The sequence below is a fragment of the Amycolatopsis sp. NPDC104587 genome, assembly GCF_055583645.1.
On sequence record NZ_JBVJNO010000009.1, the window covers coordinates 37,371 to 63,185 of the forward strand.

The 25,815-nt window shown below is 71.9% G+C and carries 20 protein-coding genes; 11 read left to right on the forward strand and 9 right to left on the reverse strand.

From position 1 onward, the window contains the following. Nucleotide 1 precedes the first annotated feature (1 nt). Nucleotides 2-3,328, reverse strand: coding sequence for a LamG-like jellyroll fold domain-containing protein (locus tag ACZ61C_RS27800; protein ID WP_465310777.1), 3,327 nt, complete (start codon nt 3,326-3,328; stop codon nt 2-4). A gap of 333 nt (nt 3,329-3,661) precedes the next feature. On the opposite strand from ACZ61C_RS27800, the gene ACZ61C_RS27805 reads away from it, so the two are divergent. The 5 genes from ACZ61C_RS27805 to ACZ61C_RS27825 all read left to right on the forward strand — a co-directional run bounded on the left by ACZ61C_RS27805 (nt 3,662) and on the right by ACZ61C_RS27825 (nt 9,504). Continuing rightward, nucleotides 3,662-4,447, forward strand: a complete 786-nt coding sequence (locus ACZ61C_RS27805; RefSeq protein ID WP_465310778.1) for a hypothetical protein — start codon at nt 3,662-3,664, stop codon at nt 4,445-4,447. Between the two features lie 160 nt (nt 4,448-4,607). Next, nucleotides 4,608-5,972 carry a glycoside hydrolase family 10 protein gene (locus tag ACZ61C_RS27810; RefSeq protein ID WP_465310779.1) on the forward strand — a complete coding sequence of 455 codons (1,365 nt, stop codon included), beginning with the start codon at nt 4,608-4,610 and terminating at the stop codon, nt 5,970-5,972. A 143-nt stretch (nt 5,973-6,115) separates the two neighbouring features. After that, entirely contained in the window at nt 6,116-7,654 is a 1,539-nt protein-coding gene (locus ACZ61C_RS27815) for an alpha/beta hydrolase (protein ID WP_465310780.1), read from the forward strand. Nucleotides 7,655-7,693: 39 nt separating this feature from the next. Further along, complete coding sequence (locus ACZ61C_RS27820; RefSeq protein WP_465310781.1) at nt 7,694-8,833, forward strand: sensor histidine kinase; 1,140 nt, start codon at nt 7,694-7,696, stop codon at nt 8,831-8,833. Continuing rightward, nucleotides 8,830-9,504: a response regulator gene (locus ACZ61C_RS27825; RefSeq protein WP_465310782.1), complete on the forward strand. Its 675-nt coding sequence runs from the start codon at nt 8,830-8,832 to the stop codon at nt 9,502-9,504. Before ACZ61C_RS27820 ends, ACZ61C_RS27825 begins: the two co-directional genes overlap by 4 nt. A gap of 5 nt (nt 9,505-9,509) precedes the next feature. On the opposite strand, the gene ACZ61C_RS27830 is transcribed toward ACZ61C_RS27825, so the two are convergent. Further along, nucleotides 9,510-10,358 carry an SCO6745 family protein gene (locus ACZ61C_RS27830; RefSeq protein ID WP_465310783.1) on the reverse strand — a complete coding sequence of 283 codons (849 nt, stop codon included), beginning with the start codon at nt 10,356-10,358 and terminating at the stop codon, nt 9,510-9,512. Between the two features lie 246 nt (nt 10,359-10,604). Then, on the reverse strand, nt 10,605-11,531 hold the full coding sequence (locus tag ACZ61C_RS27835; RefSeq protein WP_465310784.1) for a LysR family transcriptional regulator: 927 nt from the start codon (nt 11,529-11,531) through the stop codon (nt 10,605-10,607). Nucleotides 11,532-11,712: 181 nt separating this feature from the next. On the opposite strand from ACZ61C_RS27835, the gene ACZ61C_RS27840 reads away from it, so the two are divergent. Beyond that, nucleotides 11,713-12,570: a hypothetical protein gene (locus tag ACZ61C_RS27840; protein ID WP_465310785.1), complete on the forward strand. Its 858-nt coding sequence runs from the start codon at nt 11,713-11,715 to the stop codon at nt 12,568-12,570. A gap of 6 nt (nt 12,571-12,576) precedes the next feature. Here ACZ61C_RS27840 and ACZ61C_RS27845 read toward each other — a convergent pair whose 3' ends face one another. Continuing rightward, nucleotides 12,577-14,304, reverse strand: coding sequence for an arabinofuranosyltransferase AftB family protein (locus tag ACZ61C_RS27845; protein ID WP_465310786.1), 1,728 nt, complete (start codon nt 14,302-14,304; stop codon nt 12,577-12,579). 172 nt (nt 14,305-14,476) lie between these two features. Here ACZ61C_RS27845 and ACZ61C_RS27850 point away from each other — a divergent pair, with 172 nt between their 5' ends. Next, the gene (locus tag ACZ61C_RS27850; protein ID WP_465310787.1) at nt 14,477-15,166 is read left to right on the forward strand and encodes a response regulator; all 690 of its coding nucleotides are present in this window, start codon (nt 14,477-14,479) and stop codon (nt 15,164-15,166) included. Beyond that, nucleotides 15,163-16,635, forward strand: coding sequence for a sensor histidine kinase (locus ACZ61C_RS27855; RefSeq protein WP_465310788.1), 1,473 nt, complete (start codon nt 15,163-15,165; stop codon nt 16,633-16,635). Before ACZ61C_RS27850 ends, ACZ61C_RS27855 begins: the two co-directional genes overlap by 4 nt. Here the strand turns inward: ACZ61C_RS27855 and ACZ61C_RS27860 are convergent. Together ACZ61C_RS27860 and ACZ61C_RS27865 are read right to left on the reverse strand one after the other, a co-directional pair. Beyond that, complete coding sequence (locus ACZ61C_RS27860) at nt 16,604-18,862, reverse strand: protein kinase domain-containing protein (RefSeq protein ID WP_465310789.1); 2,259 nt, start codon at nt 18,860-18,862, stop codon at nt 16,604-16,606. The two genes, ACZ61C_RS27855 and ACZ61C_RS27860, sit on opposite strands and share 32 nt — an antisense overlap. Nucleotides 18,863-18,984: 122 nt before the next feature. After that, nucleotides 18,985-19,482: a MarR family winged helix-turn-helix transcriptional regulator gene (locus tag ACZ61C_RS27865; RefSeq protein WP_465310790.1), complete on the reverse strand. Its 498-nt coding sequence runs from the start codon at nt 19,480-19,482 to the stop codon at nt 18,985-18,987. 53 nt (nt 19,483-19,535) lie between these two features. On the opposite strand from ACZ61C_RS27865, the gene ACZ61C_RS27870 reads away from it, so the two are divergent. The 3 genes from ACZ61C_RS27870 to ACZ61C_RS27880 all read left to right on the forward strand — a co-directional run bounded on the left by ACZ61C_RS27870 (nt 19,536) and on the right by ACZ61C_RS27880 (nt 22,212). Next, nucleotides 19,536-20,381: a helix-turn-helix domain-containing protein gene (locus tag ACZ61C_RS27870; RefSeq protein ID WP_465310791.1), complete on the forward strand. Its 846-nt coding sequence runs from the start codon at nt 19,536-19,538 to the stop codon at nt 20,379-20,381. A 148-nt stretch (nt 20,382-20,529) separates the two neighbouring features. Beyond that, complete coding sequence (locus tag ACZ61C_RS27875) at nt 20,530-21,468, forward strand: NADP-dependent oxidoreductase (protein WP_465310792.1); 939 nt, start codon at nt 20,530-20,532, stop codon at nt 21,466-21,468. 39 nt (nt 21,469-21,507) lie between these two features. Then, nucleotides 21,508-22,212 (forward strand): DUF899 family protein, encoded by a 705-nt coding sequence (locus ACZ61C_RS27880; protein ID WP_465310793.1) that lies wholly within the window; start codon nt 21,508-21,510, stop codon nt 22,210-22,212. A gap of 56 nt (nt 22,213-22,268) precedes the next feature. Here ACZ61C_RS27880 and ACZ61C_RS27885 read toward each other — a convergent pair whose 3' ends face one another. The 3 genes from ACZ61C_RS27885 to ACZ61C_RS27895 form a co-directional block, all read right to left on the reverse strand. Next, on the reverse strand, nt 22,269-24,416 hold the full coding sequence (locus ACZ61C_RS27885; RefSeq protein ID WP_465310794.1) for a DUF6351 family protein: 2,148 nt from the start codon (nt 24,414-24,416) through the stop codon (nt 22,269-22,271). A gap of 130 nt (nt 24,417-24,546) precedes the next feature. After that, nucleotides 24,547-25,443, reverse strand: coding sequence for an oxidoreductase (locus ACZ61C_RS27890; protein ID WP_465310795.1), 897 nt, complete (start codon nt 25,441-25,443; stop codon nt 24,547-24,549). Between the two features lie 38 nt (nt 25,444-25,481). Continuing rightward, on the reverse strand, nt 25,482-25,769 hold the full coding sequence (locus tag ACZ61C_RS27895; RefSeq protein ID WP_465310796.1) for a hypothetical protein: 288 nt from the start codon (nt 25,767-25,769) through the stop codon (nt 25,482-25,484). Nucleotides 25,770-25,815: the final 46 nt, after the last annotated feature.

Below are 25,815 nucleotides of genomic sequence, written 5' to 3' on the forward strand. Positions count from 1 at the left end.
GTCAGTCCTGCACGGGCAGTTGCCGGATCTGGTTGTCGGTCAGGGTTCCGGAGTAGACCCGGACCCCGCGGACGGCGCCGGTGAACGGGTCGACGTCCCGGCCGACCCAGCGGCTGCCGCCGAACATCAGGTCACCCGTGCCGTTCCAGCCCGCGACCCCGCCGAGGCGGCCGGCGAACCGGCCGTTGACGTAGATCCGGGCCTCCTTCGCGGCCAGGTCGTAGACGCCGGTGAGGTGCACCCACCGCTGCGTCACGACGTCGGCTTCGGCGGGCACCCACCAGCCGCCCTCCTGGTTCGCGCCGAGCGACATCAGGAAGCACCACTTCTTGACCTCGGGCCGGTACTGCAGCATGAACGGCGAGAACTTGTCGTCACGCAGGCTCACCGCGGTGCGCGGCGCCTCGTCGGCGGTGTCCATCCGGACGAAGGCCGACACGGTGTACGAGCGGTCGGTGCGCAGCTCGGGCCGCGGCCCTTCGACCGAGCCGTACCCGGCGTCGGGCGCGCCGGTGAACTTCGCCGCCGGGTAGCCATCGGCCTGCGTCCACGCCGCGGTGCCCCGGAACGTCGCGTCCCGGCCGCTCACCTCGTCCTTGGTCGTCGCCCCGGCGCCTTCGGCCAGCTTGTACTGCGCCCGCAGGACCGGCTGGTTGGCCAGGGCCGCGGCTTCGCTGCCGACGAGCACCCGCTGGTAGAGGCGGACGTCGTCGACCGCGCCGGGGAAGTAGTCGAGCCGGGTGCCGCCCCACAGCGCCGCGCCGATCTGGACGTCACCGGACGCCGTCCACGTGCTGGTGTGCGCGACCTCGGCGGCGAGCGCGCCGTTGACGTAGAGGCGCAGCTTGCCCACGGCCTGGTCGTAGACGCCGGTCAGCTGCGTCCACACGCCGGGCTGCACGGACCCGGCCGAGATGGCGCGCGAATGCACCGGGCCGCCACCGTCCACATCGGACGCGAACATGGCCAGGGACCACTTGCCGTCCGGCGAGGCCTGCAGCTGGAACCCGCTGGTGCGCTTGCCGTCCAGGGAAACCGCGGCCGGCCAGGCCCCGATCTGGTCCAGCCGCACCCAGGCCGACACGGAGAAGCTCTTCGCCGTGTCGACGGCCGGGCCCGTCGCCGAAAGCCGCTTGCCCGTCCCGAGTGCGACGGCGTTGCCGAGGTAGCCGGGCGCCGTGGCGTCCGCGCCGCCGGTCGCGGTCAGGGACCGGCCCTCACCGGAGGCGTCGGCGAGGTCGCCGTCGAGCTTCCAGTGCGCCTTCAGGTTGCCGGTCAGCGGATCGCCGGCCCGGACGAGGATCGGGTACGTGACGATCGGCGACAGGTTGCCCGCCCGGTCGACGGCGCGGACGAAGATCGTCTGCGGCCCGTCGGTGACCGGCGTCCAGCGGAACACACCGCTGCCGCCGAGGCGTTCGGCGTTCACCCGGTTCTTCGGGTCGTCGTTCTGCTGGTCGGTCACCGACCACAGGAAGTGCTGGACGTCCGGGTTCGCCGCCGTCACCGTGAAGGCGCCGGTCTGGCCGATGCCGCCGGCCGCGACGTCCCCGCCGACGGGGTAGTCCGTCGAAGTGACGGTGGGTGAGCCGGGCGGGGTCTTGTCCACTTCGAACTCGCAGTTGCCCACCCAGACCGAGTTGCTGCCGCCGTCACTGGCGTACATCGACCAGTTGTAGACACCTTCGCCGGTCACGATCCCGGACGGCACGGTCACTTCGGCGAACGAACCGGAGGGGACGTTCGACGTCGTCGTCCACCACACCTCGCTGCTCGCGCCGAGCTTTCCCTTGTGCAGGGAGAACCGGGCGGTGAGCATGCCGCCGTCCGGATCGGACAGCCGGCCGCGCAGCCGCGGGGTCGGCGTGAAGACGAACGGCCGGGCGTCCCCGGAGGCGCACGGGATCTGGCCGCCTTCCATGCCCAGGTCGGCGGGCAGGCCGGGCACGGAGTTGTAGACGTACTCGAGCACCGGGTCGAGCGCGAAGCGCCGCCAGTCGTTCTGCTGGCCCTCGTTGGCCGCCTTGAGCATGAACGTCAGGGTCGTCCAGCCGCCGTTCGCGGCCTGGCGCGCGGTGTCGTCGACCCGCACCTCGGCCGCGCCGTCGGTCGGGCAGTACTTGGCGTTGTTGGACTTGCCGATCCCGCCGAGGTTGACCTCCCAGCCGGGCTGGGCGTTCCAGGTGGTGCCCCAGCCGATGCCGCCGGTGCGCCACAGCTCGGTCGGCCCGCCGTTGCAGGAGTAGGAGTGCACGACCCGGGGCCGCATCGTCGCCCGGTGGACGACCTTCCCGCGCATCGCCGAGACATCGACGCTGAAGTACGACCGTGACCGGTAACCGCCCTGGTACCCGGCCTTCAGGTCGCCGAGGTCGCCGTCGGTCTTGTTGAAGTTGTGCTCCTCCGGCCACGGCTCCTGGACCACGACGTGGTTCTGCTTGGCGCCGGGCCACCAGTACTCGGGGTCGATGACCACGGGGAAGACCCGCGCCGGATCGGTGAGGAACGCCGCGTCGGGCTTGACCACGGTCGCCGCCGGCGTGACGACGACGTCCATTTCGGCCTTCTTGGGCGGCTGCACCGGCTCGGGCGCGGTCGCGGACCTCGCGGAGACGCCCGGCGCGGTTCCGCCGGAGGAGTCCCACATCTTCGAGGCGTCCCCGCGGAACACGACCTCGCCCTCGGCGTCGACCGCTTCGATGGTGCCGGTGCCGGCCTTGCGCGGGGTCACGCCGCGCACGTGGTTGGCGAACTTGATCTCGCGCAGCTTCGGGTCGCGCGCCGCTTCCGGCGTCTTCACCACGAGGTGCTCGCTGAACCCCGTGGTGGTGACGGTGACCGTGAAGTCCACGCCCGGCAGGACGTCGGGGTAGGTGGCGACCGGGCCGGTCAGCTTCGGCGCGGGCAGCGTCCCGGGCCAGCCGAGGCCGATCTCGTGGGCGTCCTTCGTGGCGGCGGCGAGGATCTCCCCGGTGCCGCCGTCGGACAGCCGCACCTCGATCGGCGCGGCCTTCGGGCCCACGGTGCCGTCGGGCCGCGCGGCGAGCGTGAGGTCGACCGGGACCCAGGCGCCCGCGCGCCGGATCCGCTGCGGCTCCAGGCTTTCCCGCCGGGTCAGGGTCCCGTCCGGGTTGGCGAAGACCTCGGCGTAGGCGGTGGTCTCCTCCGGAACACCGACCGCGGCGCCGGAGCGCTTCGCGGCCGCGAGCGCCGACGTCACCGCCGGCGACTCACCGGAGGGCACCGCGGCGGCCGCCACCGGCGGAACCGAAGCCGCGAAAAGACCGCCCACCACCACAGGCAGCACGGCACGACGAAGCAGACGCACGAAGACTCCCCCACCTTCGACCGGCCACGGCGGCCGGATCCGATCTTGATCCCGGGAAATCTTGTAGCAGTACCCCAAGGATTCACCAAGACGGGTTTGCCCGCACGGCGGTTAGTTACCAACATCCGGCGCGGCGGCGACCGCTGCCCAATGGGCGCTGACCTGGGAAAACAGGGGTGTTCGGGGGCTCGAATCGAGGGGGCGGAAAACGTTAGCAACCCGGGCTGTGATCAACCCGACTCGGTCGGCGACAGCTTTCACCCTGGCCGCGGACTAAACCGTTCGGCCGTTCGGGCGTTACCGCACCAGTGCACACGGCTCGGAAGGGAACGGATGAAAAGCGTGGTTTGGTGGTCGATCGGCCTGCTGTTCGGGCTGGGGTTGATGGCGCTGGGCCTGTTCGGCACCGGCAGCTCGAGCGACCTGGTGCTGTGCGGCAGCGAAGAGATGCGGCCGGGGCAGACCTGCGAGACGACCCACTACGGCCAGACGTCCAGCGAGACCTACGAAGAGAAGCGGCAGGAGGACATCGAGGCCCAGAAGACCTTCGACGGCGGCGGCCGGTGGGTGACGTTCGGGATCGGCACGGCGATCGCGGCCGCGTGCGGCTGGCGGCTGGTCGTGGCGATCCGGCGCCGGACCGGTCGGGGATCCGGGCCAGGCGGCGCGGCGATCCCCGTGGGCGGACCGCAGCAGGGCTTCGCCCCGGGAGCCGGTCCGGGCGTCCCCGGGACCGGACCGCAGCACGGCTTCGCTCCGGGAGCCGGCGCGGCCATCCCCGGGGCCGGACCGCAGCACAGCTTCGCTCCGGGATCCAGCCCGGCCGCCCCCGCAGGCGGACCGCAGCACAGCTTCGCTCCGGGATCCAGCCCGGCCGCCCCCGCGGGCGGACCGCAGCACGGCTTCGCGCCGCAGCCGGGTTTCGCGCCGCAGCCCGGCTTCGCGCAGCCGGGGTTCGAGCCGCAGGGAGTTCCGGTGCAGCAGGACGTCGCGCAGCAACCCGACCACTCCCAGCACCAGGGGTCCTCGCAGCAGCAGGGATTCCCACCGCCCCCGCCGGGGTTCCAGCAGCCTCCGCCGCCGGGACACCAGCCGCCGCGCGGGCCGTACCAGCGGTAGCGGCCGGAAACCGCGCGGCGCGGCACCGGCGTGGGCTCGAAAGTCGATCGAAACTCTTTGTCCGGCGCCGAAGCCGCGTGTTCTGCTGCAAGCAGCAGATGAGCGTCCAGGTCGCCGGCGACGTGCTCCTCCTGGGCGTGTGCCCGGAAGGAGTTCAAGAATGGCCAGAGTTTTGTCGAGCCCGCGTGGCAAGGGGTGGTGGCGGTCCCCCGCCGGTCGGGTCGTCGCGGCCGCGGCGACCGTCGCCGCGACGGCCGCGGTCCTGGTGACCGCTCCCGGCGCCGATGCCGCCGCGAGCACGCTGGGCGCCGCGGCCGCCCAGTCCGGCCGGTACTTCGGCACGGCGATCGCCGCGGGGAAGCTCGGCAACTCCGCCTACACCACGATCGCCGCGCGCGAGTTCAACATGGTCACGGCCGAGAACGAGATGAAGCCGGACGCGACCGAGCCGAACCAGAACCAGTTCACCTTCTCCTCGGGCGACCAGATCTACAACTGGGCGGTCAGCCACGGCGCCAAGGTCCGCGGCCACACGCTGGCCTGGCACTCCCAGCAGCCGGGCTGGATGCAGAGCATGAGCGGCAGCACGCTGCGCAACGCGATGATCAACCACATCCAGAAGGTGATGGCCCACTACCAGGGCAAGCTCGCGTACTGGGACGTCGTCAACGAGGCCTTCAACGAAGACGGCAGCCGCCGGTCGTCGAACCTGCAGGGCACCGGCAACGACTGGATCGAGGTCGCGTTCAAGACCGCCCGCGCCGCCGACTCCTCGACCAAGCTCTGTTACAACGACTACAACATCGACAACTGGAACTACGCCAAGACCCAGGGTGTGTACAACATGGTGCGGGACTTCAAGTCCCGTGGCGTCCCGATCGACTGCGTCGGCCTGCAGGCCCACTTCACCGGCGGCAGCTCGGTCCCGAGCAGCCTCCAGACGACGATCTCCAGCTTCGCGGCGCTCGGTGTCGACGTCGCGCTGACCGAGGTCGACGTCACGAACGCGGCCACCTCGCAGTACTCCGCGCTGACCCAGGCGTGCATGAACGTCGCGCGCTGCGTCGGCATCACCGTGTGGGGAGTGCGCGACAGCGACTCGTGGCGCTCCGGCGAGAGCCCGCTTCTCTTCGACGGCAACGGGAACAAGAAGTCGGCGTACAACTCGGTCCTGAACGTCCTCAACTCCGGCGGAGGCACGACCACCACCCCGACCGGCACGACAACACCCACAACACCGACCACCACACCGGGCGGCGGCAGCTGTACGGCATCGCTTTCGGCGGGACAGTCCTGGAACGACCGGTACAACCTCAACGTCTCGGTCAGCGGCTCCAGCAGCTGGACGGTCACCATGACCGTGCCGAGCCCGGCCCGGATCAGCGCCACCTGGAACATCAACGCCACCTGGCCGAGCAGCCAGGTGCTCGTCGCGACGCCCAACGGGAACGGCGACAACTGGGGCGTCACCATCATGCACAACGGAAACCGGAACTGGCCCAGCGTCAGCTGCAGCAGTTCCTGAGCCCGTGTCCCCCGGGCGAGCTACCGGATCTGCTCGCTCCGGGGTGACGTCTTCCCCGTCCTCCGCTCGTTAGCTTCGTCGCCGTCACCGCGGACGGCGGGCCACCAACGGCCCGCCGCCGTGGCAACGGAGGGGCGAGCACCATGAGGAAAACCCGGTTGGCCGCGGCCTTGGCGGTCACCACGCTGACCGTTTTCGGCGTGGCCGCATGTGACGGCGCGGACGACGAAGACACCCCGGCGGCCGCATCGCTGACGTGGGGTGCGTGCCCGGCGGCGGCGCCGGGCACCACCCGGGACCCACGGCTCACCTGCGCAAAACTGAAGGTCCCGCTGGACTACGGCCGCCCGGACGGCACCTCCGTCGAGGTCGTGATCTCCCGGCTGGCCGCCGCCGATCCCGCGAAGCGGCACGGCGTCCTGCTGCTGAACCCCGGCGGTCCCGCGCTGCCCGGCCTCGACACACCCGGCGCGATGGCGCCGACCCTGCCGAAGGCCGTCCTGGACGGCTACGACCTGATCGGCTTCGACCCGCGCGGTGTCGGCACCAGCACCCCGCAGACCTGCGGCCTCGAAAACCCGAGCGTCGCGGCCCTCTTCCCCTACCCCGCGGCCGACGGCTCGATCGACTCGAACGTCCAGGCCGCCCGCGCGACGGCCGCGAAGTGCGCCGCCAAGGCCGGGGACACCCTGCGGTACTTCACCACGGTCAACACCGCCCGCGACCTCGACCGGGTCCGGGAAGCGCTCGGTGAAGCCAAGATCTCGTACTGGGGCCAGTCCTACGGCACCTATCTCGGGACCGTCTACAGCTCGCTGTTCCCGGACCACACCGACCGCGTGGTCCTGGAGGGCAACGTCGACCCCGCCCACGTCTGGGCCGGGGAAGCCCGGAGCTGGGGCAAGGGCATGGCCGAGCGGTTCCCCGACGCGGCCGCCGTCGCCGCCGGGCAGAACGCCGTCCTCGGGCTCGGCGCCACCGCCGAGGAAGTCACCCGGACCTACCTCGCGCTCGCCGACCGGCTCGACCGCCGACCGGCGCAGGTCCCGGGCACGCCGCAGGTGTTGAGCGGGGCGATGCTGCGCGGCCTCACCTACGCGCTGCTGATCCACAACAACACGGTGCCGGTGCTCGCTCAGGTGTGGAAGGCCGCCGCGGACCTCGCCGACGGCCACCTCACCGAGGCCGACGGCAAGGTCGTCCAGCAGGTGTTCGCCGACACCCCGCCGACGCCGGGGGTTCCCGCGGACAACCAGGCGACCATGTTCCTGGCCCTCACCTGCGGTGACGCCGAATGGTCCCACGACGTCGGCAGTTACGCCCGGGCCACCGCGGCCGACCGCGAGACCTGGCCGCTGACCGCGGGCATGCCGGCGAACATCTGGCCCTGCGCGTTCTGGCCGCAGCCGGTCGAGAAGCCGGTGACGGTGACGGTGACGGACCAGGGTGCGCGGAACACGCTGATCCTGCAGAACCGCCGTGACCACGCCACGCCGTGGGACTCGGCCGTCGGGCTGCGCCGCGCGCTGGGGAACCGGGCCGTCCTGGTCGGGGTCGACAACGGCGGGCACTACGTCTACCACGAGGGTTCTTCCTGTGCCGACCAGGCGACCGTCGAATTCCTCGACAGCGGCCGGCTGCCGGAGAAAGACCTCGACTGCACCGACGTCACCCGGCAGTAGCCACCCCGGGGAGCGCCCGGCGTCGCTAGGCTGCCCGCCATGCCGACGCTGGGACGTCTCCGGAACCGCTGGGCGCGCGTGACTCCGAGGGTCCGGGACGGCGCGCTCGCCGCGGCCTGCACCGCGGCCGCGTTCGTGCCGGGCCTGGCGATGCTCGGCGCCCAGTTCGGCGACCTGCCGCGGCACGACGGCGGTTTCCCGGCGGTCCTGCTGGTGCTCGGGCAGACGCTCCCGCTGGCGGTGCGCAGCCGGTGGCCCGCGGCGACCTTGGCGATCATCGCGACGTCGTTCGCGGCGCACGAAGTGCTGGCCTACTCCCCCACGATCGCCAGCCTCGCGTTGTACTTCGCGCTCTACTCGGCCGGGGCGCGCGAAGAGCGGTTCCGCCGCGTGTTGCCCGCGGCGGTGTCGGCCGGATACGCGGTCTTCGCGGTCCTGGTCGTCTTGCGGGGATCACCGTCGGACTTGCTGACCTTCCTCGTCTACTACGCGGTGCTGGTCCTGTTCTGGTCGCTGGGCGCCCTGGTGCGGCAACGCCGGCGGCAGGAGGCCGAACGGCGGCGGCTCACCGCCCGGGCCGCGGCGGCCGACGAGCGGGCGCGGCTCGCCCGCGAGCTGCACGACGTCGTCACGCACCACGTCACGGCCATGGTCGTCCAGGCCGACGCCGCGCGGTACCTCCCGCCCGAACGCTTCCCCGAGGTGTTCACGACGATCACCGGCTCCGGCCGCGACGCGCTCACCGAACTGCGGTTCCTGCTCGGCGTCCTCGAAGCGACCGGCGCGCGCACGCCGGGCCTGGGCGCGCTGCGCGGGCTCGTCGAGCAGCCGGGCCGGGTCGTCGAGCTGGTCGAATCCGGTGAGCGCACGGCGTTGCCGGCGGAGACCGAGCTCACGGCGTACCGGATCGTGCAGGAAGCACTGACCAACGCGGCCAAGTACGCGGCCGGGCGGCCCGCGAAAGTGAGCGTCGGCTACGGCACGGACCTCCTCGAAATCGAGGTCGTCACCCAAGGTCCGGCGACCGAGGCCGGCGTGCTCGGCTCCGGCGGGCGCGGGCTGACCGGGCTGCGCGACCGCGTCGACGCGCTGGGCGGCCGGTTCACCGCCGGGCCGTCGGCGGGCGGGTTCCGCGTGCACGCCGAGTTCCCGACGACGCTCCTGGAGAGCGTCCGATGACCGGCCCCCGGACCCGCGTGCTGATCTGCGAGGACCAGGAGCTCATCCGCGCCGGGTACGTGGCGGTGCTCGGCGCGCAGCCGGACTTCGAGGTGGTGGGCCAGGCCGCGAACGGCCGCGAAGCCCTCGCCCAGGTCGAACGGCTCCGCCCGGACGTCGTGGTGATGGACATCCAGATGCCGTTCCTCGACGGGATCGAAGTGACCCGCCGGGTCGCCGGCCCCGACGCGGTGACCCCGGCGAAGGTCCTGGTCGTCACGACGTTCAACGTCGGCCAGTACGTGTACGACGCGCTGCGGGCCGGGGCGAGCGGGTTCCTGCTCAAGGACACGCCGCTGGACGAGCTGGCGCAAGGGGTGCGCACGGTCGCGCGCGGCGAGTCGCTGCTCTCCCCCGCGGTGACCCGGACGCTGATCGGCCGGTACGCCGACCGGATCCAGCCACCCGCGCCCGCGGAAGGTCCGCTGGACCGGCTCGCTCCCCGGGAGCTGGAGGTGCTGCGGCTGATCGCGGGCGGCCTGTCGAACGCCGAGATCGCGGCCGAGCTGGTGCTGAGCGTCGAGACGGTGAAGACGTACGTCTCGCGGATCCTCACCAAGCTCGACCTGCGGGACCGGGTCCAGGCCGTGGTGCTGGCGTACCGGAGCGGGCTGGTCAGCGCCGCGGGCTGACGCCGCTACTGCCGCGCGAGCGCCCAGGGCATCAGCTTCGTGGCGAGCGCCCGGCTGTACGGGCGGACCAGGGTCTGCAGTTCGGCGCAGGCGGACTCGCCGATGTGGGCGTAGGGAGTCACGCTGTTCTCGTCGGTCGCCTTCTCGAGCTCCGCTCGCCGGGCCTCGCCGGCCGGCGTGAACGTCGGGGCAGCGTCGTCGGTGAGCCAGTCCCGCTCGCGGAGGCCGGCCACGGCCCGGTTCCAGTCGTCCTCGGACCACGACCGGGAGGTCCGCAGGGTCTCGGCGGGGACGGCGCCGGACGCGGCGTGGGTGACGAGGGCTTCGATGCCCCGCAGGCCTGCCGTCAGCAGCGCCGCGACGTGGGCGTCGCCGCGGTACTCCCGAAGCAGCGTCTGCGCGTGCCACAGGACCAGGTGCGGCTCGGTGGGCCACGGCAGGGCCGCGTGGGCGGCGAAAAGCGGCCGTCCGACAACGTCATCGGCGACCGACTCGGCGGCCTCCCGCAGGAGCGCGGCGGCCCGGCCCATCTCGGGCGAGGTGATCGCCTCGCCGAGGATGCCGCGCAGGGCCTGGTCGGCCGCGGCGTGCCGCGCGGCGAGGACGGCGGCCGGGTCGGTGACCGACCAGGCGGTGGTGATCGACTCCCGGACGAGAACGGGGTTGAAGTTGAAGAAGGTCGCGACCACGACCGGCGCCGGGACCGCTCCGAGCGCGGCCGACCTCGACGCGAAGTACCCGGCGCGGCCGGTGAGACCGAGCGACTCGTACGCGGCCGCCGCTTCCCGGGCGAAGTAGATCATCCCGTGGTAGGGCTCGAGGAATCGCCAGGTCCGGCGCGCCGTTTCGATCACGCGGGCAACATACCATCCGGTCGGTACGGCGAGCGGGTCTCAGTTTCGCCGGGCAGCGGATTCTCGCGGCGAGGCGGCAGCTGATCGAGCAGCGGGTTGCTCCGCGATCGGGACGGCCGAGATCTGCTGGACGACCGGGGCGCCGAAAGGGAGCTTCTGCTATTCCGTCGAGTCCAAAGAGGCCCCGGTGACGATCACAACCTTCGGACCCCGTGCTCCCAGCCAGAGGTTTTGCCTACCAGGCGCTCAGCGTCCGGCGGGCCGCGGCGCGTGCGGGTCGGTGGACGGCAGCCACGCGCCCCCGTCGGGCGAAGGCAGCTCGACGCCGGTGGTCAGGGCCTCGACGATCGCCCGCACCGACGCGCGGTCGTCGTCGCGGCGGGTGACCAGCGACCAGGTCCAGTAGGGCGCCGGATCGACGATCGGGCGCTGCACCAGGCCGGCGGGCAGCGGCGTGGTCTGCCCCTTCGGCGAGTTCACCACCGGCCGCCCGAGCCGGCGCACGTGCTCGAAGAAGGCCGGGCCCGTTATCCCGGAGTCGTCGGTCCGCACGACGGTCGCGCCGGTGTCCCGGCTGAACTGGCCGGCGTAGAGGTTCCACGACGACCAGCTGACGGTGTCGGAGTCGACGAGGACCAGCGTCTCGCTCGCGGCGACCGGTGAAGTGTCGGAGCCGGCGGACACCGCGTAGAGCCGGTCCGCGCCGACCAGGCGCGCGTCGAGGTTCTGCGCGGCCAGGTCCGGCTGCTGAACCCAGCAGACGGCGATGTCGATGCTGCCGTCGGCCACTCGCCCGGCCTGGGCGTGCGAAGGCAGCACCCAGGCGTCGACCTGCAGGCTCGCGATCCCGGAGCTGCGCTCGACGAGCCCGGCGGGCAGCCAGTTGACGTACCCCAGCCGCACGACCTCGGTGCGCCTGAGCCGCACCGCGTGCTGACGCAGGTCGTCGGCCCGGTCCAGCAGCTCGCGGGCGCCCGGCAGGAGCGCCTCCCCCGCCGCGGTGATCGCCATGAGCCGCCGGTCGCGGTCGAACAGCCGCACGCCGAGGTCCCGTTCCAGCGCCTTGATCTGCTGGGACAACGACGGCCCGGCGATGTGCAGCCGCTCGGCGGCGCGGCCGAAGTTCATTTCTTCGGCGACGGTGACGAAGTACCGAAGCTGGCGCAGTTCCACGACGTCATCCTAAATCGCGCACGCCCGGGGAAATGCGGTGAGCCACGCCGCGGGAGTGTGGTCGAATACCGTCGTGATCAGGAACTGGGTTCGGCGGCATCGAGAGAACAAGACGGCAGGGGCTCCCCTCCGGGCCCGTCGTCACGCGACACTCGAAGCGCCGCAACCGGGCGACGTGCGGGTGTCCGCGTCGGTCGGCCCTTCCGGCGAAGTCGTCGCGCTGTGGTCCGCGGCCGACGACCACTCGGCGTTGGCGGCACGAGTCACCACGCACACCCCGAAAATGGCCGTCACCGCACGGATTCCATCGCTACCCGCGGCCTACTCCTCCGTACAGCCCCTGCCCGACGGCCGGGTGCTCGTCGTCGGCTCCCGGTGCACGTGGCGGCCCGAAGGACCGGACCGCAACGCGATCGTGTTCGACGCCGACGGCGAGATGCTGCTGGAGCAGACCCTCGGTGACGGCATCGCCCACGTGCAGACGACACGCCGAGGCGAGACCTGGGTGGGTTACTTCGACGAAGGAATCCTCGGCAACCTGGGCTGGGGAGAAACGGCGGGCCCGCCGCCGTTGGGCGCCACGGGGCTGAACCGGTTCTCCCCGGAGCTGACCCCTGCCTGGCGATACCCCGCCTGGGACGAGGACACCTGGGGCGGGATCAGCGACTGCTACGCGCTCAACGTCGCCGAAGACACCGTGTGGACCTGCTACTACACCGACTTCCCCGTCGTCCGGATCCACCAGGGCGCCGTGACGGGCTGGCACAACGAGGTCCGCGGCGCCAAGGCGCTCACCGTCGGCGGATCCCGCGTCGTGTTGTACGGCGGCTACGCGCCCGATCGGCACCGGCTCGTCGTCGGCACCCTGGCCGGCGACCGGCTCGAGGTGACGGGCGAGCACCAGCTCGTCCAGCCCGACGGCCGGCCGCTGCCGCCCGCGACGCAGGTCGTCGGCAGAGACGCCGACCTGCACATCCTCACCGGCAACGCCTGGTTGCGGCTCTCCGTCGACGACCTCCCCGGCGAACCGGCGCCCTGACCCCGTTCACGGTCCGCAGAACTTTCGCTCGGCTTCGAAGGGGTCCGGGGGAACGACCACCTGGGTCCGGTGCCAGGCGCCGGTCAGGTTCTCCCGGAAACGCTTGAGCGTCAACGGTTCCCGGGTCGACCGCCGGATCTCCGCGAGGTCGCCGCAGCCGAGCGCGTGCCGCGCGGCGGCCACCTGGTCCGGGGTGACAGCGCCGGGCACGGCGAAGTTTCCCGACGGGTGCAGCGGTGCCTCGGGAGCGGCGTAGTCGGCGAGCAGCCAGGCGTTGCCGAGCGGTTTCGAGTGGCCCGGTTTCCCCGTGGGGAACGCGAACCGGGCGCCGATCGGGTTGGCCAGGCCCCAGAAGTCGACGATCCCGACGTCGACAGGCGCGAGCATCCCGGCCGTGCCGAGGTAAACGCCGACGACCATGACGCCGGCCGTCACTCCGGTGCGCAGGGGCGTGACGATGACTTCGCGGCCCGGGCCGAGCCCGTGGTAGACCAGGGACCGCCGACCCGACGCGGCTTCGGCCGTCACGACGTCCTTGAGCGCCTGGAGCTTCCGGACGTAAGTCGCCGAGCCGGTGGGATTCGCATTCCCGGTCCACGTGACGTAGTACGCGCGCTCGTCGTCGATTCCGCTCGCGGAGCCGCCGGAATACCGGAGCAAACCCGCGCTGCAGGACGCCCACACCGCCACGACCAGCACGGCCGCACCGGTGGTTTTCGACCGCGGCACCACAAGAACCGGCAGCAAAACGAGGAACAGGGCCGGTAGGACCATGCGCGCGTGCATGTAGTCGCCGCCGACTTTCACCACGTACGCCAAGTGCAACACGCCCGCCACCACCGGTACGAACACCACCACCGGATCGGCTCGCGTGCCGAACCGGTACAACAGCACGGCAACCACGATCAACGGCAGCCACAAGAAGCAGGGACCGGCGAAATCCGCGACGTAGGCGAACCCGCGGGTCCACATCGACTCGCCCGCGTTCTTCGTGAGCGCGGGCATCGGCACGAGAATGCCGTAGAAACCCATCCGGAAGATCTCGTAGGCGACCGGCAAGGCGGCCGCGGCTCCGGCGGCGCCCAGTGTCAAGCGCCGGCCGGGCCGGACGGTCACCCACACCGCGGCGAGGAACACCGCGGACACGAGGGCCTGGTCCGGCCGCACCAGCGGGCCGAGCCCGATCGTGAAGGCCGCGAACAGGACCGCTTTCGCCGGCGCCTTCGTGCGCAGGCGGACGAGAAGCCACCAGCACGCCGCCAGCCAGAACGTGGTGAGCCCGGTCTCCAGGCCGGACGTCGCGTACTCCCAGACCGGCCGCAGACCCAGCAGCACCAGGACGCCGCAGGGCAACACCACCGCGGCGCGGCCTCGGCTGTGCAGCCGGGAGGTGGCATCGACCGCGAGGCCGAACCCGGCCGTGGTGAGCACCAGGCCGAGGACCCACGAGAGCGTCGAGGTGTCCGGCTGTCCGAAGAGGAACCCGGCCAGCACGAGCAGCCACTGCCACAGCGCGCTGGTCGATGTCTCCGCGCGCTCGCCGAGGGAGTAGACCGGCCCGTTTCCCGCGAGGATCTGCTCCACCGCGCGGGTGAAGATCAGCGCGTCGTCGCAGATCCAGCGGGTCGAATACCCCAGCACCGCGATGAGCGACGCCGCGGCCACCACGTTCCAGCGGGTTCTCCTCCCCTTCACGTCGGGGGTGGTGTCGAATCGGTCGAGCAGGATGGTCATTCGCCGGGCCCTCCAAGGAATCTCTCGGAGCCCAAGCTAGGAACGGATCATGCGCGCAGGCCCGTCCTTCTGTCACAAGACCGCACGACTCCGCGACAGGTCCGCACGGATCCGCCGGGCACCCGCCCCCGCGGCCTTAGGATCGGGCGGGACTTGATCTCTGGAGGGGCCCATGCCACGACTCCTGCTCGTCGAGGACGACCGGGCGTTGGCCGAAGCGCTCACGCTGGCGCTCGAGGCGCTGGGGCACGACGTCGTCGTCGCGCCGACCGGCGAACGAGCACTGGAAGCGGTGTTCACCGACCGGCTCGACCTCGACTTCGTCCTGCTCGACGTCATGCTGCCCGGCATGGACGGCTTCGACGTCTGCCGCCGGATCCGCGCCAAGAGCCGGCTCCCGCTGATCCTGCTCACCGCGCGGGGCGACCCGATCGACGTCGTGGCCGGGCTGGAGTGCGGCGCCGACGACTACGTGGTCAAACCCGTCGAGCCCCGGGTGATCGACGCGCGGATCAAGGCCGTCGGCCGCCGCGCCGTCACCGCTCCCGGGTCCCCGGCGGGCCTGCTGCGCGTGGGGAAGCTGGAGATCGACGCCGGGGCGATGAGCGTGACCCGCGAGGGCGCCGAACTGGCGCTCACCGCCACCGAGATCCGGCTGCTCGTCGAGTTCGCCGGGCACCCGAACCAGGTACTGAGCCGCCAGGCGCTGTTGAAACGCGTGTGGGACTACGGGTACGTCGGCGACTCGCGCATCGTCGACGCTGCGGTCGCGCGGCTGCGGGCCAAGATCGAGGACGACCCGGCGAACCCGGTGCTGCTGCGGACCGTGCGCGGGCTCGGCTACCGGCTGGTGAACCCGTGAAGCGGCCGGCTTTCGGGCTCCGGGCGAGGGTGACGGCGGCGGTTGTGCTGGTGACGACGCTGGCGACCGCGTCAATGGCCTTCGCGGCGACGCAGCTGCAGAAGGACGACGCGGTCGGCGGATTCACCTTCGCCGCGGAGTCCTCGTTCGGCGCGATGTTCGAGCAGACGTGGCGTGGGCTCGAACAGGCGATGGCGGGCAACGGCACGGTCGACGACTTCGCCCGGCTGATGGACGGCAGGACGACGGACTGGACGCTCTTCACCAAGCGGCCCGAAGGCACGGCCGAAATGGTGACCTACGGCTCGCACGATCTCGTGTGGGCCGCAAAACCGCTGCCCTTCCGCGTTGCCGACCGGGAAGCGGTCGTGGCGTCGGTCGCCGACCGGGTCCTGGTGCGCACGGCCAAGACGGCGGACCTGCTGACCGCGACCACGGTCGACCCGGTCAGCGGCCGGAAGCTCCTGGTGGTCAGCGGGAACTTCGTCGAGTACTGGGTGGTGCAGGTCTTCGACCTCTCCCCGCTCGAGGTGAGCCTGGCCGACCAGGCGCGGAAGCTGGTGTCCATCGCGCTCGGCGTGGCCGCGCTCGGGGTCGTCGCCGCGGTCTTCTCCGCCTGGCACATCCAGCGTCCGGTCCGCCGGGTCGCCTCCGCCGCCCGCGAACTGGGCGACGGCACCCTCGACGTGCGCGTCCCGGTCCGGGGCCGGGACGAGCTCGCCGACCTCGCCGCGTCGTTCAACACCATGGCCCGGCGCGTCAGCGAGTCGATCGGCGCACTGCGGGCCAAGGACCGGCAGCAACAGCGGTTCGTCGCCGACGTCGCCCACGACCTGCGGACCCCGGTCGCCGCGCTGGTCGCCACCGCCGACACCCTCGACCACACGAACCCCGGGACCCGGACGCGGGCGGCGCGGCTGCTGCGCACCCAAGCCCTGCGGCTGGCCAACCTCGTCGAGGACCTGATGGAGATCTCCCGCTTCGACGCCGGCTCCACGGACTTCCGTCCCGAGCTGCTCGACCTGCGGCCGCTCGTCGAGGACGCGATCGAGGTGAGCGTGCCGGACGCGGCGGTCGAGGTCACGAGCCGGGGCGAGACGACCGTGGAAGCCGACCCGCGCCGCGTCCACACCATCGTGCGCAACCTGCTGGTGAACGCCGTCCGTCACGGGCGGACCCCGGTCGCCGTGGTCATCGACGGCACGGCAGACGACGTCACGATCACGGTGTCCGACTCCGGCCCGGGCATCCCTTCGGACCTGCTCCCGATCGTGTTCGACCGGTTCGTCCGCGGCGACCGCGCCCGCCAGGAGACCGAAGGCAGCGGGCTGGGGCTGTCCATCGCCCGGGAGAACGCCCTCGTCCACGGCGGCGACCTGACCGGCCACAACGAGGGCGGCGCCGTCTTCACCCTGACCCTCCCCCGGCGCGGCGCGGTCAGTGCGGGCGGGACAGGTCCCCGGGCTTGAACGCCTTCACCGTGTCGGTGACGGGCCGGTCGAGCTCCGCCTTGTGCTCGGCCGGGTAGACCCAGCGGAGCCCGGCCGTCGAGCCGGCGCCGATGGACTCGGTCTCGTAGAAGATCTTGCCGTCACCTTGGTAGCCGGAGACGGTGTACCCGCCGCTGGTGGCGGTCCGGAAGGTCACCCGGCCGCCGTCGCCTTCCACGGACGCGACCAGCTGGGCCAGCTCGTCCGCGGGGCTGCGGCCGCCCGAGTTGGTGCCCCACACCGTCAGCGTCGCGCCGAGGTCGGCCTGGGTGAACCGCATCCCCTCGCCGTTCTCCGGGACCCACGACGACGCCGTGTAGCCCGGCGGCACCTGGGTGGTGAACCCGAAGCGGGCGTTCGTGTACGTCGTCCCGGCACCGGGCTGCGCCGAGGTCGACGGCGCCGTCGAGGAAGCGGCCGGGGTCGTCCGGCCCAGCATCGTCAGGAACTTCGGCTGCAGCAGGTCGTCCAGTTCGCCGTAGGGCAACGCCACCGGTTCGTTCCCGGCCGCCGTGGCGCAGCCGAGGTCGTACCAGAGGATCTCGAACTCGGCGCCGGTCGCGGTGAACCCGAACGTCGCGCCCGGCACGTGGTCACCGCCGCCGGGCCGCTCGGCGGCGTCCATGCCGACCTGCCGTTCCGCATCGCCGGCCACCGTGGGCACGGTGCAGAACCCGTTCTTCGTGTGCGGCGCCAGCCGCTGGGTCAGCGTCCGCATCCCGGCGGCCGTCAGGATCTCCGGCCGGAACACGTCCTGCGGGACCAGCACCTTCCCCGTGGTGAGGTCGACGGAGATCGCTTCGGGGAACCGCCAGGTGGTGTGCCCCAGCACGCCCGAGTCGAGATCGTGGTCGTACCGCACGGAAAGCAGGCCCGGCGTCTGCAGCAGCACCCGCGCGGACGAGCGCAGCCCGGCCGTTTCGCCCTCCTCCCGGAACCGCTCCAGCGTGCTCGGGACGGCGACCGCGTCCCGCACCGACTTCAGCCGCTGGTCGACCGGCGCTCGCAACGCGTCGTTGATCCGCTGCCGGAGCGCGGCGTCCGAGCCGCCGGACACCTGCGGGTACTGGAGCTCGTGGCTGACCGGCAGTGCCGGGTCGCGCCCGGACAGGGTCTGCATGGCGACCGTCAGCGCGGCCGGCGGCGGGGTGGGCGGGTCGTCCCCGCGCGGGAAGATCACCAGCCCGCCGGCGACCAGCCCGCCGAGGATCGCGACGGCGATCGCGATCTTGCCGGCCACCGCCGCGGTCACCCCCGTGCCGGTGCCCGCCGTCACGCCGGCCCCGGCGCCGGCCGCCGCGACCGGCGCGGCGGCCGTGCCGGCTCCGGTGAGGAGCGCCAGCGGGGTGAGCGCCGTCAGCGCCGCGGCCGAGCCGGCCAGCCGCTTCCAGCCGCGTTTCTCCCAGTTCTTCCCGTAGGCCTTGCGGGCCACGGTTTCCAGCTCGGTGACGAAGGCGGCCGCCGTCGCCGGCCGCCACGCCGGGTCCTTCGCCATGCCCCGCGCGATCAGCGGGCGCAGCGCCTCGGGCACCGCGTCCAGCGGCACCGGCGCTCCGCCGTGCAGGGCGCGCAGCTGCTCGCTCGTGTCCGCTTCGAACGGCTTGTGCCCGGTGACGCACTGGTAGAACACACACGTGGCCGCGTAGACGTCGGTGGCGGGCAGGCCGGCCCGGCCGGCCCACTGCTCCGGCGCCATGTAGGCCGGGGACCCGGCGGTCAGTCCGTTGTGTCCGTCCAAAGTGGCCAGTCCGAAGTCGACCAGCTTCGACTCGCCCTCCCGCGACACCAGGACGTTGCCCGGCTTGTAGTCCCGGTGGACGACGCCGACCGCGTGCGCGTCGGCCAGGCCGAGCAGTGAGCCCTTGAGGATCGCCAAAGCCGCCTCGGGCGCCAGGACGTTCTCCGCCACCAGCAAGGCGCGCAGCGACACGCCGGGCACCGCTTCCATGATCAGCGCGGCGCCCTGCGGGGTCTCGGCGAAGTCGAAGAGCCGGACCACGTGGGGACTCCGCACGCCGGACAGCAGCCACGCCTCCCGCCGGAACCCGTCCGCGATCCGCGGGTCGGCGAGGAACTCCGCGCGCAGGTACTTGATCGCCACCATCTTCCCGGACGCCTCGTGCTTGGCCAGCACGACCCGCCCGAACCCGCCGGTGCCGAGCACGTCCACCTCGGCGTACCCGGGCACCTGCCACGTGTCGGTCATGCCTGCCGCTCCCCCACCCCTCGAACGAAGCCCAGCAGGACGGTAGCGGACCACGTCCGGACCGCGTGGCAATTCACGCAAAGGTGTCACTCTTGGCTGGTCACCGGCGAGTGCCGGCACCCTCAGTTCGGACGGCTGCGGGGCGCGGCCGAGCGAGGCGGCGTCGAGCGCATGTGGTCCCGCACCGGCGCCAGCAGCCCGGCGAGGGTGACGACGTCGTGATGGGACAGCGGCTCGAAGAGCAGGCCGCCGACCACCTCGACGTGCCCGGGCAGCACCTCGGCGAGCCGCTCGCGGCCGGCGTCGGTGATCGTGACCGTGGTGCTCCGCTCGTCGTCCGGCGACGGCGCGCGCACCACCAAGCCCGCCTTCTCGAGCAGGCCCGCCTGGTAGGTGAGACCACTGCGGCTGTAGACCACGCCGTCGGCCAGGTCGGTCATGCGGTGGCTGCCCGTCGGCGAGTCGCCGAGCCGGGCCAGCAGCTGGAACTGCACGTAGCTGAGCTCGCCTGCCTCACGCAGCTGCTGCTCGACCGCGTGCCGGAGCAGGCTGGTCACCTCGATCAGGTCGAAGTAGGCGCCGAGCTGCACGGGGTCGAGCGAGGGTCGGGCGTCGGACATGACCGCAGCCTACTGCTTTGAATTCGAAGGGGTTCCTGCTGCAGACTGGCGCCATGTCGTTGTCCGACGTGGGCGCCGCGGTCCGCTGGTTGCGCGAACACGCCGAGCCCACCGCCGGCGGGCCGCGGCGGCGGACCCGGGGACTGCGCCGGGAAGAGCTCGCCGAGCTGGCCGGAGTGTCCGCGGACTACATCCGACGCCTGGAGCAGGGACGGCGTCACCCGTCGGCCGGTGTGGTGTCCGCGATCGCCCGCGCGTTGCGGATCGGGCGGGCGGACTACGAGCGGCTCTGCGCGCTCGCCGGTTACGCCGCGGTCGACGGGCAGGTGCCGCGCGAAGCCGGGGCGGCGGCGGTCCGGCTGTTGGAGCGGTTCGACGGCACCCCGGCGTTCCTGACCGACGCGGCGTGGAACGTCATCGCCGTGAACCGCGCATGGCTGGCGCTGGGCGGCGGAGCGGCGGCCGGGTCCGCCCGGGACTGGAACGTCGCGTGGCGCACGTTCCGCAACGCCCGCGGGGAGATCGAGCGCAGCGCGGAGGACCAGGCCGGGTTCCAGGCCGTGCTCGCCGCCCGGCTCCGCGACACGCACCTGCGTCACCCGGCCGACGCGGCGCTCGGCGAGCTCGTCGACGAGCTGCGGACCACCAGCAACCGGTTCGACACCCTGTGGCGCACGCCGAAAACGGTCTCCGCGTACGAGAACCGGGCGGTGTTCCGGCATCCCGACGGTGGTGCCATCACGCTCGACGGCGCGCTGCTCGACGTGCCCGGCGACAACCTGATGGCCGTGGTCCTCACCCCGGCGCCGCACTCGGCCGACGCGGCCCGGCTCGGCGACGTCGTCCGCGCCGCCGTCGGCCCGGCCGTGGTCAAGGTGGGCCAAACCGGCCCAGGCTGAACCGGCCCGCGGCCACGATCCTGAGGTCCGTGTGGATCAAGGGATCTTCGTGACCGACCTCACTTGCTTCGAATTCGAAGCAGCAGTACCGTGACCCCAGTTGCTTCGAATTCGAAGCAAACCAGCTCGAGCAGAGATGAGAACTCCGATGAAGGCAGTGCGTTTCCACGACTACGGCGCCCCCGACGTCCTGCGCTACGAGGACGTCGAGCAGCCGGTTCCCGGAGCCGGGCAGGTCCGGATCCGCGTCGCCGCGACGTCGTTCAACTCCGTCGACGGCAACATCCGCGGCGGCTTCATGCGTGAACCCATCCCGGTGGCGCTGCCCCACACCCCCGGCATCGACGTCGCAGGCACGGTCGACGCGCTGGGCGAAGGGGTCGACGGCCTCCAGGTCGGCGACGCGGTCATCGGCTTCCTGCCGATGGACGGCACCGGCGCGGCGGCCGAGTACGTGCTGGCGCCGGCCGAGGTCCTGACGCCCGCACCCGGGAGCGTCCCGCTGGCCGACGCGGCCGCGCTGCCGGTGGTCGGGCTGACGGCGCGGCAGGCGCTGTTCGACCACGGCAACCTTCGGCCCGGGCAGCGGGTGCTGGTCAACGGCGCCGGTGGCGCGGTCGGCGGGTACGCCGTGCAGCTGGCCAAGGGCGCCGGGGCCTACGTGATCGCCACGGCGAGCCCGCGCAGCGGGGACGCGGTCAAGTCGGCCGGCGCCGACGAAGTGGTCGACCACACGACCACCGGTGTCACCGCGGCGGTGACCGAGCCGGTCGACCTCGTGCTCAACCTGGCGCCGGTCGACCCGGCGGAGCTGGCCGCGCTGGCCACGCTGGTCCGCCCGGGCGGCGCCGTGGTGAACACGACGGTCTGGATGCCCGCTCCCGCCGACGAGGCACGCGACGTGCGCGGCATCAACCTGTTCGTCCGCAGCGACGCCGGGCAGCTGGCCGAGCTGGTGGCCATGGTCGACCGCGGCGAGCTGCGTGTCGACGTCGCCGAGCGGGTGCCGCTGGCCGAGCTGCCGGCACTGCACGCACGAGCGGCCGAGGGCGCGGTGCACGGCAAGATCGTCGTCGTTCCGGCCTGACCATCCCGCGAGCCGGAAGAACCCGGCTTAGAATGCACCATGGCTATCGCGAAACCACCCATCGTGTCGGCAGCGGAATGGGCCGAGGCGCAAAGTTCGCTGGCAAAGCAGGAGAAGGCCGCCTCGGCCGCGCTGCAGAGCGTGATCGCAGCCCGCAAACGCATGCCCATGGTCCGCGTCGAACAGGACTATTCGTTCGAAGGGCCCGACGGAGAGGTTTCCCTGGCCGACCTCTTCGAGGGTCGCAAACAGCTGATCCTGTACCGGTTCTTCTTCGAAGAAGGCGTGGCCGGCTGGCCCGAAGCAGGGTGCTCCGGCTGCTCCTCCTGGGTCGACGGGGTCGCCGACCTGCACCTCCTGCACGCCCGGGACATCACCTTCGCGATGGCGTCACCGGCGCCGCGGAGCAACTTGCGGACCTACGCCGAACGCATGGGCTGGACGGACATTCCCTGGTACACGATTCGCACCGAGTCCTTCACCGAAGATTTCGGTTCGACGGAGTGGTTCGCCCTGAACATGTTCCTGCGCGAGGGCGACGACATCTACCGCACCTATTACCTGAACCACGGGCCGACAGTCAGCCAAATCGGCAGTATCGCCGCGCTGTATTCGTTGACGCCCTACGGCGGCCAGGTGGAGGGCGAAGACGTCCCCGACGGCTGGCCGCAGGAGGACTTCGCCTACTGGCTCCGCCCCCATGACGAGTTCCACGAGCCCGCGCCGGTGGCCCGGGAGAAGTAGCGCGGAGGGGCCGCCGATCCGATGCGGACCGCATCGGATCGGCGGCGGTCACCGGCTCACCGCGGCCTGGTCGGCGGGGTGGTGCCGGTCCGTTCGTCGCCGTAGCCGAGCCAGGTTCCGATCGGGGCGCGCTGCCCGACGCCCGGGCGGCCGTAGTCGCACACGCCGTCGGGGAACGTCGCCCGCAGCCGCTTCCAGTCCGCCGTGCTGAACGGGACCGGGTAGTCGCGGGGGTTCAGCGGCTTCAGCCGGCACTTCAGCACGTCGAGCGCCAAGCTCTCCCCCGCGACCATCCGGGTGTTGGCCGCCACCGGGTACTGCGCGCCGCACTGGCCGCTCGCCGGGTACGTCAGCTTCTCGGTGATCCGCGACGCGGGCGAGAGGTAACAGCCGTCGCCGAGGTCGCCCGGCCGGTTCGCCAGCACCTTCTGCTGCCGGCTCCGGTGCGAACCGTCGGCGTCGATCGCGGTCAGCCAGCGGTCCATCGCGTTGAGCTCGTAGACACTCGCGGCTGCCGCTTCGGCCGCGGTGGCGTGGTTTTCGATGATGACCTGGTTGCCCGCGGTGCCGTTGGCGCGCAGCAGCCGTTGCCGCATCACGTAGGACCACTCGGTGGTGTGGATGTCGTTGCCGAACCCGGCGAGGTCGAGGTCGGTCCGCTGGTCGATGATCGGCGTCTCCCGCAGACCCTGCGACGCCGAGTTCACGATGTCGTCGGCGTACACCGTGTTGAGCGCCTTCGGATCGGCCGCGATCCGCTGCGGCACGGGCTTTCCGGTGTAGTCGAGGCCGCCGATGCCCGCGTTGAGGTCGACGAACTGCGCCGCGGTGATCGTCCCGGCCTTCAGCGCGGCCAAGCCGTACTGCACCCCGGTGCTGTCCAGCGGGCTGCGCACGAACCCGGTCCTCGGATCCCGGCCGATCTGGTTGACCAGCTGCTCGGCGGAGCTGCACTTCACGCCGCGCGGGTTGGTGACCGGGTCCCACCGCACCGCGACCGGGATGGCCGCGTTGCAGCTGCCGGTCGCGGTGGCGCGGCTGGCGAAGGTCTGGGTCCAGGAGACGCAGGTGTCGTAGCTGGCGAAGCCCGCGACGGCCTGCTTCTGCGCCGCGGTGAACGACGCGCCGGGCCCGGCGAAGTACTGCTCCAGCAGCCGGCAGTCCGACACCGGGCCCGCCGTGCTCAGCGGGTCCGGGAACGAGACGCCGGGGATGATGCCGTCGACGATGCCGGGGTAGTTCTCCGCGATGTCGTACTGCTGGATCGCCCCGCCCGAGCCGCCCCAGCCGATGGTGTGGGCGACCGGGCCGTAGGTCTCGACGAAGTGCTCCTTGACCATCATCGCCGCTTCGGCCGAGATGATCGGGCTGCAGTTGTTGTCGAGCACGTTCAGGGTCGACGACGCGACCGCGTACCCCTGGGCCAGGAAGAGGTCGTTGACCACGCCGCCGGTCGAGGTGCCCTGGTGGTACCCCGCGTTGCAGCCGCCGCCGAAGGTGTAGACCAGCTTCCCGTTCCAGGCGGCGTCCGGCGCAACGGGCGACGGCGTGCCGTCGTAGAGCGCCGCCATCTCGTAGACGGCGCGGTCGATCGTGCCGCGCTCGACGCGGACCACGTACGGCACCGCGTGCCCGCCGACCGTGGCCGTCGCGAGGTCCGCGGGCCGGCTCGCCGGGTCGGCCAGCGGCGCGAACACACCGGCGGTGGTCTTGTACTGGTAGCTCACCTGGGTCGGCGCGCTGCACAACGGCTGCGTCGCCGCGGGCAGGCCGAACGCCTGGGTCTCGCAGTAGAACGGGTGCTGCTGGGCGCCGGAGAAGACCGGCCCGGTGCTCGGGTGGTTGGTGACCCGCAGGTTCGCCCGCTGGTCCCGGCCGGGCCCGCTGGTCCTGGCGCTCACGTCGTTGACGCCGTTGCGCAGGCCGGTCACCAGCCCGAGCAGGCTGCCGTCCGGCTGGGCGCGGAAGCTCGCGGTGACGTCGTGGCCGTTCTCGCTGACGCTGACCCGCGTCCGCTCTGGTGCGACGACCTTGAGCAGGACCTGTCCCCCGCTGACGAGCGCGGGCCGCGGGTTCGACACCGTCTCGATCGTCAGCTGCCGCCCGGGTGGGCTGTCGGCCAGCGCGGGCGCGGTCCCCAGCAGGAGGACGGGCGCGGTCAGGCTGACCACCACGATGGATGAGCGCACAGCACGGTTGGTCACCGGAGACTCCGCTCGCTTCTGGCGTCGCGTCGTCGCGACACCGGGCAGCTGCCGGTATAGCACCTGCGGCCCGGCCGGAACAATCAGCCGAGCCCGCGTCAGGTCGACACCAAGGTCGGTGGAACGCCTTTCACGGGAAGGAGTAGGTGACGTGCGTCAGCTCTTCGGACAGCTCCCACAGCCGCCGTCCGATGGCGGGATCGATGGCGGCGGGCGGCATTTCCGCGACGTGCGGGGCGCCGCGCAGCTCGCCACGGCCGTCCGGCACGACGAAGTCGCCCGGCTTCGTCGCGGGGTTCGTCGCGGCGTCGAGGGACGGACGAGCGGCGTCGGCCGGGCTCTGGCCCACAAATCGCTCGAGCACCATGGACGCCACGACCTGCAGGTACTTCGGCAGGTGCTGCTGGAGTCCCGTGTTGCTCGTGCCGGGGTGCACGGCGACGGCGGTGAGCCCGGTTCCGGCCGCCCGCCGCGCCAGTTCGAGCGTGAACACGACGTTCGCCAGCTTCGACTTCGTGTAGGCGGCCATCCCCGAGTAGGACGCCTTGCTCAGCGGGTCGTCCAGCGTCGCCCCCTTGTTCCGCGCGACCTTCGCGCTGACCGTCACGACCCTCGCGGCGGGCGCGGCCGACAAGGCGGGCAGCAGCCGCCCGGTCAGCGCGAAGTGCCCGAGGTGGTTCGTGCCGAAGGTCAGCTCGAAGCGGTCCGCCGTCTCGCGGCGCTCCGGCACGGCCATCACACCGGCGTTGTTGACCAGCAGGTCCAGCGGCCGTCCGGCGGCGAGCACCGCGGACGCGGCGCTGTCGATCGAGGCCAGCGAGGCGAGGTCGAGGACGAGCCCCTCGACCTTGGCGGTGCCGACAGCCTCGCGAACGGTCTCGACGGCCTGGTCGACCTTGGTCTTCGACCGGCCGGCGACGACCACTTCGGCACCGGCGTCGGCCAGCGCCAGGGCCGTTTCCAGGCCGATTCCGCCGGTGCTGCCGGTGACCAGGGCGCGTTTCCCGGTTTGCGGAGGGAGGACCATGGCGACTCCTTAGTGAACGTTCATTCAATACTGTGCGCTCAGGTAAGCACGCCTTCGCCGAAGTTGTCAAATGAACGTTCACTCAATAAGGCTGGAAGGTAGTCCCGGCGAGCGCCGCTCTCCTGAAGACAGCCCGCGATCGAGGCCGTCACGAAGTCGAACCGGTGAGGATCGACCCGATCGGGCCGGCGGGCGGTCCCGCCCGCTTCGCGGCCGCCAAACTGCCGATGCTCACGATCACCACCGCCCGGCGCGCCACGGTCGTCGAAGCCGGTCGAGCCCAGCCACCTCAATGGTCTAAACATCGGTTCTTTACCGAATTTCACCCGTCTGGTACACCTAACTTGCGGGAAAAATCCGCTATTCGTCATA